The following is a 15,706-nucleotide window of genomic DNA, read 5'->3' on the forward strand; positions in this document are numbered from 1 at the left end:
GCGCGTCCGTAGCGCCTGGCGGGCCTACGCGCCCGATAAACTCACCAACCAAGTCGAATAAGGTCTACTATGAAGCGAATTTTCCTCGGCCTGCTGGTGCTTCTGCTCCTGGCCGGCTTTGGCTGGCTGGGCTACTATTTCTGGAAACAGGCCAACACCGACCCCATCACCTACAAAACCGAGACGCCCTTCATCACCGACATCGTGAAGAAGACCGTGGCTACGGGCAGCATTGTGCCGCGCCGGGAGGTGCAGATCAAGCCCCAGGTGTCGGGTATCGTGGAGGAGCTGTACGTGGAAGCCGGGCAGCCGGTGAAGGAAGGCCAGCTGCTGGCCCGCATCCGGACGGTGGCCAACGCGGGCAACGTGAACAACGCCCAAAACAGCATTCAGGCCGCCCGCGTGGCCCTCGAAACCAGTCAGATGGAGTTGGAGCGCCAGCGCCCGCTGTTCGACCAGAAGGTTATTGCCGCCCAGGAATTCAACCGCCTGCTGGCCGACGTGCGGGCCCGGCAGCAGGCCCTGAACGCCGCCGAAAACGACCTGCAGATTGCCCGGCGCGGGGCCTCGCGCAATACCGGGGGCGCTTCCAACCTGGTGCGCTCCACCATCACCGGCCTGCTGCTCGACGTACCGATTAAAGTGGGCTCGTCGGTAGTAGAGCGCAACAACTTCAACGAGGGTACTACCATCGCGGCCGTTGCCGACATGAAAAGCCTGGTGTTCGAGGGTAAAATCGACGAGAGCGAAGTGGGCAAGGTGCGCGAAGGCATGGACCTGAACCTGACCATCGGGGCCCTGGAAAACCAGGCGTTTCCGGCCACGCTCGAATACATCGCGCCCAAGGGCCTGGCCGAGGAAGGGGCTATTAAGTTTCAGGTGCGGGCCCGGCTCAAGCTCCAGCCCGGCCAGTTTCTGCGGGCCAACTACTCGGCCAACGGCGACATCGTCCTGGGCCGCCGCAGTAAGGTACTCGCCATCCGCGAAAGCCTGCTGCAGTTCGGTAAGGTGAATAAGGACAGCATCTTCGTGGAAGTGGAAACCGCGCCCCAGCAGTTTCAGAAGCGCCTGGTCAAGACCGGCCTGTCCGACGGCATCAACGTGGAAATAACCTCGGGCCTGGCGAAAGCCGACAAGGTGAAGGTGCTCGGCCCGCCGGCGGAAGGCGAGAAGAAAGAGTAAGAAGCTGAGAAGACTTGTTCCCGAACAAGCAATAATGAAAAAAGAACATCATGCTTCATCTGGCGTCCGCGCAGCCGAAGCATCTCTACCGCATTAGTAATCAATGCTACGGCAACAAAGCGGTAGAGCTGCTTCGACTGCGCGGACGCCAGATGAAGCATGACCGATGACAAAAGATAACGGCCCAACCCTACGCGGGGGTGGGCCGTTATCGTTCTCCCGCCTTACCTGTTCCTCCTGCTTATGCGTCCCCAGCCTTTTACGCTCCACTTTAATCCTAAGCTCAGCCTCAATGCTTCCGGCAAGCACGTACGCGACGGCCTGTCCACGGTGCTCTGCACGGGCGAAAACCTGTGGCTGAGCTGCGACGAGCGTACCAGCGTGGAGCGCCTGCGCCTGACGGGCCCGCAGGAATACGGCCACCACACCTCGTATTCGCTCGCCGAGCTGCTCGATCTGCCCGCCGATGCGGAAAGCGAAATTGATATTGAAGGACTGGCTTCCACCGACCACTATCTGTGGCTGATTGGCTCGCACAGCCTCAAGCGCAAGCAGCCCGACCCGGACCACGAAAACGTAGCCAAGCAGATTGCCAAGCTGGCGAAAGTGGAAAGCGACCCGAACCGCTACCTGCTGGCCCGCATTCCGCTGCTGCTGAACGAGAAAACCGGCGACTTTGAGCTGCATAAAACCGCGCCCCACCCGACCAGGGCCAACGAAACGTTGCAGGCGGCCCAACTCCACGGCGACGACGACTCCAACGAGCTGATGGACCTGCTGGCCCAGGACCCCCACCTCAAGCCCTTCATGGCCCTGCCCGGCAAAGACAACGGCTTCGATATCGAGGGGCTGGCCGCCACGCCCGATGGCCGGCTGTTCGTGGGGCTGCGTGGTCCGGTGCTGCGCGGCTGGGCCCTGGTGCTGGAGCTGCTGCCCGAGTTCGATAAGCACGGCCGCCTGCGTCTGGGCAAAATAGGAGGGGAGCAGAAGTACTACAAAAAGCACTTTCTTGACCTTGGGGGCATGGGCCTGCGCGAGCTGCGCCTTTCCGGCGACGACCTCTACCTGCTGGCCGGCCCCACCATGGACCTCGACGGCACCATTGCCGTGTACTGCTGGCCCAACGCGCTGAACCAGGCCGAAGACAGCCTGATCGGCCCCGACAAAATCCGCCGCTACTTCGACGTGCCCCACGGCCACGGTCCTACGGCGGGCAAGGACAAAGCCGAGGGCATGGCCATGCTCGACGGCAACCAGGTGCTGATTGTGTTCGACAGCCCCACCGACGCCCGCAAGCCTGCCGCGCAGCAAGTGGTAGCCGATGCCTTCCGGTTGCCGAAACCCTAGCCTGCTTCCCCCGTCCCGACTTGCCATTCGCTCCGGGCATAACCGCGCCGGGTGATTCGTTGTTGACCCCGGACTAATACCGCGCGCTTTGCGGTGCTCTGTTCCTGCCTTGCCTATGTCTACCCCCTTGCTCCAGACGCCCGAAACCACGCACCGCATTCATTTTCAGGACTGCGACATGCTGGGTCATCTCAACAACGCCCGCTACCTCGACTATTTCCTCAACGCCCGTGAGGAGCATACCACCCAGCACTATGCCCTCAATCTGGGGGAAATGGCCAAAGTGGAAGGTGCCGGCTGGGTGATTACCAAGCACCATCTGGCCTACCTGCGCCCCGCCAACCACGGCGAAATCGTGCGCATCCGCACCCAGCTTATTCACTACGACAACTCTAATCTGGTGGTGGAGATGCTGATGCTCAGCGAGGACGGCAGCCGGCTGAAAGCCGTGCTATGGTCAGAAATGGCTTTCGTGCGCGTAGCCACCGCTACCCGTACCGACCACTCCGCCGCCCTGATGGAGATGCTCGATCAGCTTGATGTCGAAGATGTGAACTACGACCCCGATGGGTTCGATGAGCGGGTGAAGCACCTGCGCAAGCAGCTCAAGCGCGACCGGAAGGAGGAATAATGCACCAACCCGGGTCGGCGGACTGCGTTAAGAGAAAGCCGGTTTCGCCCCGCGGAGCTGGCGTTTCGCTTTCCGTACTATTCTTTCCTAAACCCCCGACGACATGAGCATCTTCAGCAGCGACAGCCTCAAAGGCAAGAAAATAGCCATCCTCGCCACCGACGGCTTCGAGCAGTCCGAGCTGGACGACCCCAAGAAATTCCTCGAGGGCGAGGGCGCCGAAACCCACGTTATTTCCCTGAAAAGCGGCTCCATCAAGGGCTGGGACGGCCCGGCCAAAGACTGGGGCGACAAGGTGAGCGTTGATAAGGTTATCGGCGACGCGCAGGTAGCCGACTACGACGCGCTGGTGCTGCCCGGCGGGCAGATAAACCCTGACGTGCTGCGCACCGAGCAGTCGGTGGTAAGCTTCATCGGCGAGTTTGTGCGCTCCGGCAAGCCCGTGGCCGCCATCTGCCACGGCCCCTGGACATTGATAGAAGCCGACGTGGTGCGCGGCAAGAAAATGACGAGCTGGCCCAGCCTCAAAACCGACCTCACCAACGCCGGTGCCCATTGGGTGGATGAAACGGTCGTTGTCGACGGCAACCTTATCACCAGCCGCAACCCGCAGGATATTCCCAACTTCAACGAGAAGATTAAAGAAGCCCTCACCAAGGTGTCGGTGCAGGCGTAGCGGCCGGCATTATTGCTCCGTAAGCTCTCCGCTGGCTGCAGGGCCGGCGGAGAGCTTTTTTGGGCCCAAAGATTACGGCACCAGGTTCAGCAGCCGCCCGGCGTACTGGTGGTAGACGAAGTAGAAGCTCACGTCGAACAGTAGCAGGAAACCGCCCTGCAGCCACAACGAGCGCCCAAACCCCCGCAGGCGTTGCGGGCGCTGGGCAGTGGTCAGGGCGCGGGCGCGGAGCCAGCTGCCAATAGTCAGGTAGGCCACATCGAGCCCCGCATTCAGCAGCAGAATCTTTTCGAAGTCAAACTGCGCCGCCAGGCTGTCGGCCAGCGTCAGGCCCGCCACCTGGTTGGGGTGGGCCCGGAGCATCCCCACCACGGCCAGCACGGCATTCACGATATTCCAGCCCACGTTCATCTGGTGGAAATAATGCATTTCGGCGCGCCGGTCGGTCTGGGTCAGCCAGTAGCCGCTTACCAGCAGATTCAGCAGGGCCCAGGTGCCCAGCACGGCCATGCCCCGTTCCGCCAGCAGCTCACGGCCGTGGTTAAGGGCAGACAAATCAATAACCGGCAGAAGGGGCATAGGGAGCCGTATAGGGCTAAGGGTGGCAGAATCTAGCCATAAAAAAAGGAAGCCCGCAGGCTTCCTTTTTTTATGAACCAAGTAACCGGTTTAGCGGGCGAAACCAATACCCACGTAAAGCTGAAACAGGCTGTTTCTAATGTTATCAAGGGCTTTGCCACCAGTTACCGTAACCTGGTTGTTGATGACGTCGGCAAAGCCCGCCGTGTAGCGGGCGCCTATGCGGGCGGGGCCCACGCGGCCTTCAACGCCGGCGGCAACGCCGTAATCGAGGCTGTTGTAGCTGTAGCCGTATATATTGCCTTCGTTGGCGATTTTGCGCTCCTTGCCATCTTCCGTTACTTTGGTCAATAAGGCTACCTGAGGCCCAACGTGGAGGCTTACATTATCGAGGACATTGAATACCAGCAATACCGGCACCTGCACGTAATCCAGGCGCCGCTCTTTTACAGTAGTGGTAGTAGAGCCGTTAGTATAAGTCGAGGTGCCTTGGAAGCCCTGGCGGCTGTAGAGCAGTTCGGGCTGAACCGAAAACTTGTCGCTGAAGCCGTACTGGCCATATACTCCGGCGTGAAAGGCTTTGTAGTTGGAGCCGTCGGTATAGTTTTTCTTGTTGTCGCCGTATACGTCCGACAGGTTGAAGCCGCCTTTTACACCGAAACCAGTATTACGCGAGTCATGACCACCGGAGCCGCCGGCATAGTCGGAAGAAGAGCGCGGGCCAATTTTGCCGGAGTCCTGGGCCAAGGCGGAAACACTGGCTAAGGCCAACGCGAGGAGTAGGGTGATTTTTTTCATGACAAAAAGCAGTTTTTTAATCGGGAGTGAGTCCGCCCCTGATCGGGCGGAGTTATACAGTGGTAAGGCGCTATACTTTGCCCCGAAGAGAAAGTTGCGCCCAAGGCCAGCCCCGGCAAAAAAAACTTACGGGCGTAAGTCGAATATCTGGGCGCGGCCCGTATCTTTGGCCCTTTCCGGCCGCCACCAGAAGTGTATGATGGGATATTAGCTCAGTTGGTTCAGAGCACTACCTCGACAAGGTAGGGGTCACTGGTTCGAGCCCAGTATGTCCCACTTAGTATACTAACGCAAACGCAGTTACTCCCCCGGGTGGCTGCGTTTGCGTTAGTATTCCTTCCGAAAGGTCCGCCGGCCTCCGTAGCAAAGCCGGGCAATTCGTGCCCGCGTGGAAATCACCGTTAAAAAAGCCCCGAAGCATGGCTTCGGGGCTTTTTGTTCTTTAGCATTCCGGGGCCACCGTTCGCCCCCGGCTCTACTAAAGAAGAACAGGGCCGGGCAGCTGGTTTCGGGCCGCCAGCTCTGCCGGCTTACTTAGAATCTGGCCGTGACGCCAAGCTTCAGGTAGTTCATATCATACCCCACTTCGGTGAAGGCCCCGAGGTTATCGGTCAGGAAATAGCGGGCCCCCACGAAAATGCCGGAAGTCACGTAAGCGTTACTGTTGGAGTAGCCTTGCAGCTCGGTTACGGTATCGAAGTACGTGTCTTTCCTCCTTTGCAGGCGTAGCCCCAGGCTCACCCCGCCGTAGGTATCCAGCTTCGGGTTGTTGAGGATATTATAGTGGTAGGTCCCCCGGGCCGACACCAGGATATTCGTCCAGCTGGCTTTGTAGCTCGTGCCCGGGTAATCGTAGTGATACCCTTTGTAGCCGATCAGCCCGCCGATACCAATAGTACCGGGCCCCACGCCTTCTATAAAGCCGTGCTCGACGGATAAACTCATCGCCGGCGTCGATTTAACGGTGCCGTAGTACCCGTAGCCCAGCCCCAGCCCTACGCCCAGGTTAACCATCGTGGTGCCTTTGCGAAACAATTCGCCTTCGCTGGCCGCCGGCAGAACTGACGCTAACGCTGCGGTAACGGGGGACGGCTCGGCCGCCGCTGGTGCCGGTACTGCTACCGCAGCCGGCGCCGTCGCTTTAGGACTTGGGGAAGCCGGGCGCGCGGACTGGGTGGTGGGCTTCGCCGTGGCCTTCGGAATAGGCCGGGAAACCGGTGAGGAGCGTACCGGCGGGGCTGATTTGGCAGCGGCCGGCTTGGCCGCTGGGCGGCCAGCCGGTTTGGTTTGGGCCAGTGCCGCCGTCAGCGTGGTGAGCAACAGAAAGGAGGTAGCAAGCGTTTTCATAGACGGGGGTAATAGGAGCGCAGATAAGTTCTTCAGCAGTACAATTTATTCCTGAACTGATGCAAAGCTACTCCTCTGGCTCGCGGCGGTCAATTACATGATGATGTGAAAATGGCTGACTGGCCTGACGCGGTATATTTTCAAGCGCAAAACGCCCCGACCATAGCTGGCCGGGGCGTTTCGTTTCACCGATATAGGGGATGCTTTTACAGCGTCCGCTTCACTTCTTTTTCCTCGAAGCCTTCGATGTTGTCGCCTTCCTGCAGGTCGTTGAAGCCTTTCACCGAAATACCGCACTCGTAACCCTGGCGTACTTCCGACACGTCGTCTTTGTAGCGCTTCAGATCCTGGATTTCGCCCGAGTACACCACGATGCCGTTGCGCACCACCCGCACGCGGGTGCGGCGGACGAAGGAGCCTTCCGTTACCATACAGCCGGCAATGGTGCCCACTTTGGTAATGTTGAACACCTGCCGTACCTCGGCGTTGGCCACCACAATTTCCTGCACCGTCGGGGCCAGCATGCCTTCCATGGCATCCTTCACCTCGTTGATGGCATTGTAGATGATCGAGTAGAGGCGGATGTCGATCTGCTCCTGCTCGGCCAGCTTGCGGGCACTCTGCGAGGGCCGTACCTGGAAACCAATGATGATGGCGTCGGAAGCCGAGGCCAGCAAGACGTCGGATTCGGAGATGGCGCCTACGCCTTTGGCGAGGATGTTCACCTTCACTTCCGGCGTGCTCAGCTTCAGCAGCGAGTCGGAGAGGGCTTCTACCGAACCGTCCACGTCGCCTTTCACAATCACGTTGAGCTCCTTGAACGAGCCGATGGCCAAACGGCGACCAATCTCGTCCAGGGTGATGTGCTTCTTGGTGCGCATACTCTGCTCCCGCGAGAGCTGCTGACGCTGGGTGGCCAGCTCCCGGGCTTCGCGCTCGGTTTCCATCACCTGAATCTTATCACCCGCCTGCGGCGCGCCGGTCAGACCCAGCACCTGCACCGGCGTGGCCGGACCAGCCTGCTTCATCTTCTTGCCGCGGTGGTCGGTCATGGCCTTCACGCGGCCGTAGTGCGGCCCTGCCAGTACCACGTCGCCGACTTTCAGCGTTCCGGTCTGGACCAGTACCGTGGTTACGTAGCCGCGGCCTTTGTCCAGCATGGCTTCGATTACGGTACCTACCGCGTTGCGGTCGGGGTTGGCTTTCAGCTCCAGCAATTCGGCTTCCAGCAATACCTTCTCCAGCAAGTCTTCCACGCCGAGACCCGACTTGGCCGATACTTCCTGCGACTGGTACTTGCCGCCCCACTCTTCCACCAGGATGTTCATCGCCGACAGCTCCTCGCGGATCTTATCGGAGTTGGCACCCGCCTTGTCGATCTTGTTCATCGCAATAACGATAGGCACACCCGCCGCTTGCGCGTGGTTGATGGCTTCCCGGGTTTGCGGCATTACGGAGTCGTCGGCCGCAATTACTATGATGGCAATGTCGGTGACCTTGGCACCCCGGGCCCGCATGGCCGTAAAGGCTTCGTGACCGGGAGTATCGAGGAACGTAACGCGCTTGTTGGAAGCCGTCATCACGTCGTAAGCGCCGATGTGCTGGGTGATACCGCCGGCTTCACCTTTGGCTACCGTAGCATTGCGGATGTAGTCCAGCAGCGAGGTCTTGCCGTGGTCGACGTGACCCATGATGGTCACAATCGGGGCGCGGGAAACCAGGTCTTCCTCGTTGTCTTCGATGGTAATATCCCCATCCTCTTCCTCCGCCGACAGGAACTCCACGTCGTAGCCGAATTCGTCGGCTACCACCGTAATAGCTTCCGCATCGAGGCGCTGGTTGATGGAAATGAACATGCCCATATTCAGACACACCTTGATGACCTCGTTCACCGAAACGTCCATCAGCGAGGCCAGATCATTGGCCGAAATGAACTCGGTTACTTTCAGGATCTTGGCGTCGAGCTCGTTCTGAGCGCGCTGGGCTTCGCGGTCCTCCGCGCCGCCGGCCCGCTTGTCGCGGCGGTATTTGGCGCGGTTGTTCTGGTTGCCCCCGCGGCCGCCGCTGAGCTTGGCCAGCGTGGCCTTGATCTGCTCCTGAATCTGCTTGTCGTTCTGCTCGGGCGTATTGGCCGCACCGGGCGAGCCGGGGCCGATGGTAGGCCGCAACGTGCTGGGTGGCCGCTGGCCGGGAGCAGAGCGCGGGCCCTGACCCGGACCACCGGGGCGCTGGCCGGGACCGGCAGGACGGTTGCCCTGATAGCCAGTACCGGTTGCTGCCCCCGTTTGACCGGGTGTGGTAGGAGCACCAGCCGGGCCGGGAATGCGCTGACGTTTCTTTTTGTCGGGGCTCAGACCGCTCTTGCGAACATCAGACGAAGCCACCGGCCGGGCACCCCGGCCCCCGCGGCGCGAGGAATCCATGGGGAGCTCAATCTTACCGAGAACCGTGAGGCCTTTCAGCTGATCGGCTTTGGCAACGATAGTACCGGCATCTTCCGTTGGGGCCTCCCCGGCCGGAGCAGAGGAAACAGCCGCATCAGCAGCCGGGGCCGGGACTACGGCCGGCGCTGGCTGCGCGGCCACAACGGGGGCGGGAGCAGGCGCTGCTTTCGGCTCGGGAGCCGGAGCCGGTACGGCAATGGCTGCTACCGGAACGGGTGCTGGTTCCGGTGCTGGTGCTGGTGCTGCAGGTTTAGCTTCGGCTACCGGGACCGGCGCTGGTTTCGGCGCTGGCGCCGCAACCAGCGGTGCTTCCGCCACCGGGGCGGGAGCAGGGGCTGCTTTGGGCTCGGCAACCGGCGCAGGCGCGGGCGCTACGGCGACCGGGGCGGGCTTCGGTGCTACCGGCCGGCCTTTGGCATCCAGCTCGATTTTGCCCATCACTTTCAGGCCCGGTACTTTGGGCGTTTCAAGGATGGGTTCCGGGGCTGGGGCAGCCACCACGGGCTTCACTTCGGCTACGGGAGCAGCTGGGGCGGGCGCGGGGACGGGAACCACGGCGGGCTTGGGAGCCGAAGTCGGGGCGCTGACACTGGCTTTGACGGCCACCGGCTCGGGACGGGGAGTTGGGGCCGCTTCCTGCTCCGTCTGGCGCTTGGCCTGCGTAAGCTTGGTTGCTTCCATCTTGTCCTGAGCCGAGGAGGCGAACTCCTTTTCCAGCATGCCTACCTGTTCGGCAGTCAGCTTCGTGGTAGGTTTATTTTCTACCTGATGCCCTTTCTTAGCCAAGGTTTCGACAACCGTAGCCATTCCAATGTTCAGGTCTTTGGCTGCCTGTTGGAGCCGTTTAGGTGCTGCTTCCGCCATTCTATGCTCGCGAACGATACTCTTATTCAGATGCAAAGGTACTATATTAAATCTTGCCAGCCGGCGCTAAATCACGCCGGTTAGCATGATTCAGCGCCCTTGCCGTACCGGCCGCCGCGCAGTCATTGCGCGGCGCCGGAGTTTGGTGCTTCTTCTTCTGGTTCAGCTTCCGGATCAGCATCGTCAAATTCGTTGCGGATGATGCGGAAGACTTCCTCAACGGTGACGTCTTCGAGCTCCGTCCGGCGCACGATATCTTCTTTGCTGACGGCCAATACGGCGCGGCCGGTATCGAGACCAATTTTCTTGAGCTCTTCGAGAACCCAGGGCTCGATTTCGTCCTGGAACTCATCGAGGGCAATATCCTCGTCGTAGTCGCCGGCTTCGCGGAACACGTCGATTTCCATGCCTACCAACCGGGAGGCCAGCTTAATGTTGGCCCCGCCCCGGCCGATGGCCAGGCTTACCTGGTCGGGTTTGAGGAACACCGAAACCCGGCCGGTTTGTTCATTAATGCGCATCGAGCCAATCTTGGCCGGCGACAGGGCGCGCTGAATGTAGAGCTCCAGGTTATCGGTATAGTTGATAACGTCGATGTTCTCGTTTTCCAGCTCCCGTACCACGGCGTGAATCCGGGAGCCTTTCATGCCTACGCAGGCCCCCACGGGGTCAATCCGGTCATCATAGCTTTCAACGGCTACTTTGGCTCGCTCGCCGGGTTCGCGCACAATGTTTTTGATGGTAATCAGGCCATCGTAGATTTCGGGTACTTCCAGCTCAAACAACCGCTCCAGGAACGCCGGAGCGGCGCGCGAGAGAATGATTTTGGGCGTGCCGTTGATGATTTCGACCCGGTGAACCACGGCCCGCACGGTGTCGCCCTTGCGGTAGCGGTCCTTCGGAATCTGCTCGCCTTTGGGCAGCACCAGCTCGTTTTCGTCCTTGTCGAGAATCAGCGCCTCGCGGCTCCACACCTGGTAGACTTCGCCGGTCACGATTTCGCCCACCTGATCCTTATACTGCTGGTAGAGGTTGTCGCGCTCCAGATCTTTCACGCGCTGAATCAGCGTCTGGCGGGCCATCAGCACGGCGCGGCGGCCGAAATCCTCCAGCTTCACTTCCTCCGCTACCTGCTCGCCTACTTCAAAGTCAGCCTCGATTTTCTGGGCCTCGGTCAGCGGAATCTTGTCGAAATCCCAGATGTCCTCCGAGTCGTCGTCCACAATTTCGCGGTTGCGCCAGATTTCCAGGTCGCCCTTGTCCACGTTGAGGATGACGTCGAAGTTCTCATCCGTCGTGTACTTCTTCCGGATCATGGTACGGAACACGTCCTCCAGGATGCTCATCATCGTGGGACGGTCAATGTTCTTGGATCGGGCGAACTCGGCGAACGATTCGATTAGGACGTTGCTGTTCATAAACGCTGATTTGAAGCTGATTTTTTCTGATTCCACCAATTCTAAAACTGACCCGCTTCCTTACGCCTTCCCTGGCCCGCGTACCCGGCTGGGAAGACGACAGACCAATCAGCGAAATCAGTGAAATCAGGTTAAAATCGGTGCTTATTTAAACGAAATGACTACCCGCGCTTCCTTGATGTCGGCGAACGGCACCAGTACGGCGGGCAGGATACTTTTCTTGGTTTTCACCTTTACCTCTTCGGCCAGCTGCACTCCTTCGGCTTCCACCGCTTCCATGGTGCCGGTTTTCTCGGTGCCATCGGTGAGGGTCAGTTTCAGGGTGCGGCCGGTATGGCGGGCATACTGGCGCGGGTCGGTCAGGGGCTGGTCGGCCCCGGGGGAGGTGACTTCGATGGTGTAGCTGGCTTCTTCCCCGTACGCTTCGTCGATGCGGTGGGCCAGCCGGCGGCTGACTTTGGCGCACTGATCGATGCCCAGGCCTTCCTCACTGTCCAGAATAGCCGTGACTTTGGGTCGGATGGCCGAGTCGGAGATGGTGAGGTCGATGACGAAGACGTTCAGGTCAGTGATACTGTCCTGAAGCATTTCGGCAAGGCGGGCACGTTCGAATTTCATGGAGACTTGAACCGGGTGATAAAAGAAAGAGGGGACGTAGCGTCCCCTCTTCACCTTCAGAATACTGCGCAAATATACGGCGGGGAATTGCCGAAAGCAAGCCGGGCCATGGGGCCGGTGGCTGATCCTATCAGGTGGGGGCCCAAGCAGTAGCTGGGGGCCCAAGGGCTTTCCCCCAAAAGATCCGGGGTGATACCCGCGGGACTCCGGCCCCGCCTAGTCAGCGAAGCCAGTCTGTTAGGGCCCCGGATATTGAGTTGGTGGATTGGGAAAGCCGGCTGCTTGGCACCCCCTTATTGCCGTTTCACCTGCACCCAGCCCCGGGCCTGCCGGCCGTCGGTATCGATCAGGTAATAGTAGTACACGCCATCGGGCAGGTTTGCCCCGCGCCAGTCGTTGCGGTAGGTGGCGGTTTCAAACACCTTGTTGCCCCAGCGGGTGAACACCTGGAGCCGGGCGGGCAGGCAGCTGAAGCGCGGCCGGAACGACTCGTTGAGGGAGTCCCCGTTGGGGGTAATGATATTGGGTACGAAAACCTCCCCTACCACCACGGGCGCAAATTGCGTCACCACCTCGCACCCGGCGTAGCGCGCCGTGAGCTGCACCAGGTAGTTGCCGGGTTCAGTAAAGGTATGCGTCGGGCCGGCCGCAGTAGAGGTACTGCCGTCGCCGAAGGTCCAGAGGTAGCTGCCGCCGGGCAGCCGGGGTGCGAAGGTGCAGGTAAATGGCGCCAGGCCCGTGAACTGGGGGGCGGACTGGCACTCGGGCACGTTGAGGGCGACGTTGGCGGTGGGGGCGGGGGCCAGCACAATCTGCCGGGTATCGGAGTTGGTGCAGCCGTCTTCCACGACGGCGTAGCGCAGCGTCAGAATGGCACCCAGGTTGTTGGTGTTGGGAGGGGTGAAAAAGCCTCCGGCCGTTACGCCCGGGCCGCTCCACGTACCCCCGGCAGGTTTGGCCGCGCGGAGCTGGAACGCCTGAAACTGGTCGGCACACAGCGTGGTGTCGGGGCCGGCCGTTACGTCGGGGAGCTTTTTGACGACCACGGTCTGGGTGGCCGTACTGCACCGGATGGTGTCGTTCAGCGCGTAGAGCAGCGTGAAAGTGCCTACTCCGGCCGTGGCGGGATTAAAGGTAGTCCCCGAAACACCGGGCCCGCTGAACGTGCCGCCCGGTGGGGTGGCCACCAGCGGAAGAGCCGCCCCATCGACGCATACTGATGGCAGGGGCGCAAACGTAGCCGGTACCTCCGGGGTCACGGTTACGCGCAGCTGCCGGCGGCTGATGCAGGTGCCGGTGGAGGCCACGGAATACGTCAGGACATTCCCTCCCAGCAGGGCTGGCGCAGGGGTGAACTGGTAGCCGCCGCCGGGCCGCAGCGTTACGCCGGGCCCGGTCCAGGTGCCGCCGGCCGGCGTCCCGCCCAGCAGGATAGGCTCCCGGCCGACGCATACGTAGCGGTTGGGGCCGGGGTCGGCCAGGCGCTGGCCGAAGTCGATTTTGAAAGCCGCGTTGTTGCAATTGGTGCTCCGGTTGGTGCCGGAATAGGTGTTCACGCCGCCCAGGACCGGAAAGCCCGAGCTGCCGCCGCAGCCGCCACAGACGGCCTGGTACACAATGCCGCGCTTGTCGAAGCGGGAAGTGCCGCCGTCGACGTGCTCCCCGCTGCTGCCGCCGACTTCGCCGAAAAAGGTTGCGTATTCCAACGCCCGCATTCCCGGGGTAAACTGAGCCAGGTAAAAGTCGGAGCCGTCGGAGCTGCGCTGGATGGCCCCGGCCGTAACGGGGAAAGCGGCAATGCTCTGCGGGTTGTAATTCACCTGGCCGCCCCAGCCACACACGTAGATCCGCTCACAGTCGTCGACCAGAAACGCGGTGGGGGAAATATGGGGTGCCGATCCACCCGAAGGAGCCACCCCGAAGGTAGTGGAGTAGAGGCTGGTGGATAAGGTGCGATTCAGCTTCTGAATGAACTGCCGCGCGTTGGGCACCACGTACAACCCCGGCGTGAAGGGGTAGCTGCCGGCGGTCTGGCCCAGTAGATAAACGTCATTAGCCGCGTCGAGCTGGAGGAAATAGGCCTGATCGGTAGCGGTAGTACCAATGTAGGAGGCCTGCAGCAAGGTGTTGCCGCCATCGCTCAGGTGAGCCACGAACCCATCGGTGCCCCCGTTGGAAGTGGGGTGGAAGCTGCCGGGGGTGGCGGGAAAATCAGCGCCCATAGTGCCACCGCTGACGTAGACCGTCCGGGCCGCGTCAATTTGAATGGAGTAGGCCGCATCGGGGCTGGTGCTGCCCAGAAATGTACCCCAGAGCAGCGTGCCCAGGTTGTCGGAGAGCTTGCAGACCACGGCATCAGTACTGCCCCGGAGCGTGGTCTGAAAGCCGCCGGGTACCGGAAAGTCGAGGCTGGAGGTAGAGGAAGCAATATAGACGTTGCCGCTGCCGTCCGTTACAACGTCGCCGCGAAACTGGTCGCCGTAGTTCTGCACCAGTCCGCCGCCGCTGGTGGGGGTGGCGCCCTGCAGCAAACCATCGGTGCCGGTGCCGCCCAGAAAAGTGGACGCCACCAGAGTGGTGCCCGCCGCGTTGAGTTTGGTTACCACCAAGTCGCTGCCGGCCGCATAGCGGATCCCCGACAGCGGCTCAAGGGCTGGCCCCCCGTTGAAGCGGCGGTCGTAGGCCGTGGCCGTCACGGGGTAATTGGCGGAGCCGGTGGAGCCCAGCACCACCAGTTCCCCCCGGGAGTTGACTACCAGGCTGTGGGGGCAGTCGGCTCCGCTGCCCCCCAGATAAGTGGCGTACAGCCGGGCCGCGGGGCCCGAGGTCGCCGTGTTGTACTTGATGATGGCCATATCCACGTTGCCACTGTAGCTCAGGCTGAAGGCCCCCGGACTGACGGGGTAGCCCGGGGCAAAGGCTATGCCACCGGAGTACATATTGCCCTGTGGATCGTAAGTGGCCGTAAAGCCCCAGTTGTCGGCCGTGGAGCCGGTGAAGGAGGAGAAAATAACGGTTGGGTCGATAATCAGCGGCTCGCGGTGGTTGTAGCGACCCAGGCGGAAAGAAACCGTAGTGCCCTGCAGCACAAACCGGCAGGCTACGGCTACCCGCCGCGCGCCGCGCTGCTGCCAGGCCCGGGGAGCCTGCTCCGTAACGAAGCCCACGGAAGTGCTGATAAGCAGATTGCCGTTTTGGAGCGCAAGCTTATCGGCTCCGGTGTAGCGCAGGCGGATCTGGTCGGGTTTGGCCCCGGGCTGCACCATAAAGTCGTACTCGAGCTGCTGGTCTGTGTTTTCGTAGAGCTGGGCCCCAATGCCGGGGTATACATCGGTGTAGCGCAGCCGGCGGAAGCCGCGCACGTTGCTGGCCCAGTGCCGCGGATCAGCGCCCAGAAAGTAGTTGCGGCGGTCGGCCGTCGGCTGCTCGGCGCTGAGGACCGGCTGAGGATTGGCCCCTTCAAAGGTGACGGAATAGGCGTGGCCGGGCAGCTGGTCGGAAGCCGGGTAGTGGTGGGCGTGGTGAGCCCGCAAAGCGACCGGACTCACCAAGGAGTAGGTGAAGCCGGTGGGCGCCACGAACAGCCGGCCGGCCGGCAGCGCAGCGACATAGTGGACGCGGGCGTCCCACTGCCCTTTGTTTTCGACAAACTCCAGGCTGGGCTCCGGTTGTTCGCGGACCGCGCCGGTCGCCGTGGTGACTAACGATGAGAAGACCAGCGGCAGAAAAAGAAAATAGCGAAGCGTAGAAAGTAGCATTCCAGGAATAAGAAAATGAGGCAAGCAATTTACACCGAAAAGAC

At 61.2% G+C, this 15,706-nt stretch carries 11 protein-coding genes and 1 tRNA gene; 5 read left to right on the forward strand and 7 right to left on the reverse strand.

Annotation, left to right across the window (positions count from 1 at the left end; genetic code table 11):
- Nucleotides 1-69 precede the first annotated feature (69 nt).
- From ABD833_RS13915 to ABD833_RS13930, 4 genes are all read left to right on the forward strand, one after another.
- A complete protein-coding gene (locus ABD833_RS13915) occupies nucleotides 70-1,182 on the forward strand; it encodes an efflux RND transporter periplasmic adaptor subunit (RefSeq protein ID WP_345073790.1) in 1,113 nt (370 codons plus the stop codon).
- A 243-nt stretch (nucleotides 1,183-1,425) separates the two neighbouring features.
- Complete coding sequence (locus tag ABD833_RS13920; RefSeq protein WP_345073792.1) at nucleotides 1,426-2,529, forward strand: DUF3616 domain-containing protein; 1,104 nt, start codon at nucleotides 1,426-1,428, stop codon at nucleotides 2,527-2,529.
- Nucleotides 2,530-2,644: 115 nt separating this feature from the next.
- Nucleotides 2,645-3,160, forward strand: coding sequence for an acyl-CoA thioesterase (locus tag ABD833_RS13925; RefSeq protein WP_345073793.1), 516 nt, complete (start codon nucleotides 2,645-2,647; stop codon nucleotides 3,158-3,160).
- Nucleotides 3,161-3,263: 103 nt separating this feature from the next.
- Nucleotides 3,264-3,836 (forward strand): type 1 glutamine amidotransferase domain-containing protein, encoded by a 573-nt coding sequence (locus ABD833_RS13930; RefSeq protein WP_345073794.1) that lies wholly within the window; start codon nucleotides 3,264-3,266, stop codon nucleotides 3,834-3,836.
- A gap of 72 nt (nucleotides 3,837-3,908) precedes the next feature.
- On the opposite strand, the gene ABD833_RS13935 is transcribed toward ABD833_RS13930, so the two are convergent.
- Nucleotides 3,909-4,415 carry a DUF6992 family protein gene (locus tag ABD833_RS13935; protein WP_345073795.1) on the reverse strand — a complete coding sequence of 169 codons (507 nt, stop codon included), beginning with the start codon at nucleotides 4,413-4,415 and terminating at the stop codon, nucleotides 3,909-3,911.
- Between the two features lie 90 nt (nucleotides 4,416-4,505).
- A complete protein-coding gene (locus ABD833_RS13940) occupies nucleotides 4,506-5,213 on the reverse strand; it encodes a porin family protein (RefSeq protein WP_345073796.1) in 708 nt (235 codons plus the stop codon).
- Between the two features lie 201 nt (nucleotides 5,214-5,414).
- On the opposite strand from ABD833_RS13940, the gene ABD833_RS13945 reads away from it, so the two are divergent.
- Nucleotides 5,415-5,489 (forward strand) — tRNA-Val (locus tag ABD833_RS13945).
- A gap of 258 nt (nucleotides 5,490-5,747) precedes the next feature.
- On the opposite strand, the gene ABD833_RS13950 is transcribed toward ABD833_RS13945, so the two are convergent.
- From ABD833_RS13950 to ABD833_RS13970, 5 genes are all read right to left on the reverse strand, one after another.
- Complete coding sequence (locus ABD833_RS13950) at nucleotides 5,748-6,560, reverse strand: hypothetical protein (RefSeq protein ID WP_345073798.1); 813 nt, start codon at nucleotides 6,558-6,560, stop codon at nucleotides 5,748-5,750.
- 206 nt (nucleotides 6,561-6,766) lie between these two features.
- Nucleotides 6,767-9,868 (reverse strand): translation initiation factor IF-2, encoded by a 3,102-nt coding sequence (infB, locus tag ABD833_RS13955; RefSeq protein WP_345073799.1) that lies wholly within the window; start codon nucleotides 9,866-9,868, stop codon nucleotides 6,767-6,769.
- Between the two features lie 122 nt (nucleotides 9,869-9,990).
- Nucleotides 9,991-11,286: a transcription termination factor NusA gene (gene nusA / locus ABD833_RS13960; protein WP_345073800.1), complete on the reverse strand. Its 1,296-nt coding sequence runs from the start codon at nucleotides 11,284-11,286 to the stop codon at nucleotides 9,991-9,993.
- Nucleotides 11,287-11,430: 144 nt separating this feature from the next.
- Nucleotides 11,431-11,904 (reverse strand): ribosome maturation factor RimP, encoded by a 474-nt coding sequence (locus ABD833_RS13965; RefSeq protein ID WP_345073801.1) that lies wholly within the window; start codon nucleotides 11,902-11,904, stop codon nucleotides 11,431-11,433.
- A gap of 293 nt (nucleotides 11,905-12,197) precedes the next feature.
- A complete protein-coding gene (locus tag ABD833_RS13970) occupies nucleotides 12,198-15,662 on the reverse strand; it encodes a DUF7948 domain-containing protein (RefSeq protein WP_345073803.1) in 3,465 nt (1,154 codons plus the stop codon).
- Nucleotides 15,663-15,706: the final 44 nt, after the last annotated feature.

The sequence above is a fragment of the Hymenobacter fastidiosus genome (assembly GCF_039539565.1).
GTDB classification, from domain to species: Bacteria; Bacteroidota; Bacteroidia; order Cytophagales; family Hymenobacteraceae; genus Hymenobacter; species Hymenobacter fastidiosus.

Coding starts and splice junctions, on each gene's coding strand:
- ABD833_RS13940 (WP_345073796.1), bottom strand. CDS start 5,213: ATGAAAAAAATCACCCTACTCCTCGCGTTGGCCTTAGCCAGTGTTTCC.
- ABD833_RS13920 (WP_345073792.1), top strand. CDS start 1,426: ATGCGTCCCCAGCCTTTTACGCTCCACTTTAATCCTAAGCTCAGCCTC.
- ABD833_RS13915 (WP_345073790.1), top strand. CDS start 70: ATGAAGCGAATTTTCCTCGGCCTGCTGGTGCTTCTGCTCCTGGCCGGC.
- ABD833_RS13970 (WP_345073803.1), bottom strand. CDS start 15,662: ATGCTACTTTCTACGCTTCGCTATTTTCTTTTTCTGCCGCTGGTCTTC.
- ABD833_RS13935 (WP_345073795.1), bottom strand. CDS start 4,415: ATGCCCCTTCTGCCGGTTATTGATTTGTCTGCCCTTAACCACGGCCGT.
- infB (WP_345073799.1), bottom strand. CDS start 9,868: ATGGCGGAAGCAGCACCTAAACGGCTCCAACAGGCAGCCAAAGACCTG.
- ABD833_RS13930 (WP_345073794.1), top strand. CDS start 3,264: ATGAGCATCTTCAGCAGCGACAGCCTCAAAGGCAAGAAAATAGCCATC.
- ABD833_RS13925 (WP_345073793.1), top strand. CDS start 2,645: ATGTCTACCCCCTTGCTCCAGACGCCCGAAACCACGCACCGCATTCAT.
- nusA (WP_345073800.1), bottom strand. CDS start 11,286: ATGAACAGCAACGTCCTAATCGAATCGTTCGCCGAGTTCGCCCGATCC.
- ABD833_RS13965 (WP_345073801.1), bottom strand. CDS start 11,904: ATGAAATTCGAACGTGCCCGCCTTGCCGAAATGCTTCAGGACAGTATC.
- ABD833_RS13950 (WP_345073798.1), bottom strand. CDS start 6,560: ATGAAAACGCTTGCTACCTCCTTTCTGTTGCTCACCACGCTGACGGCG.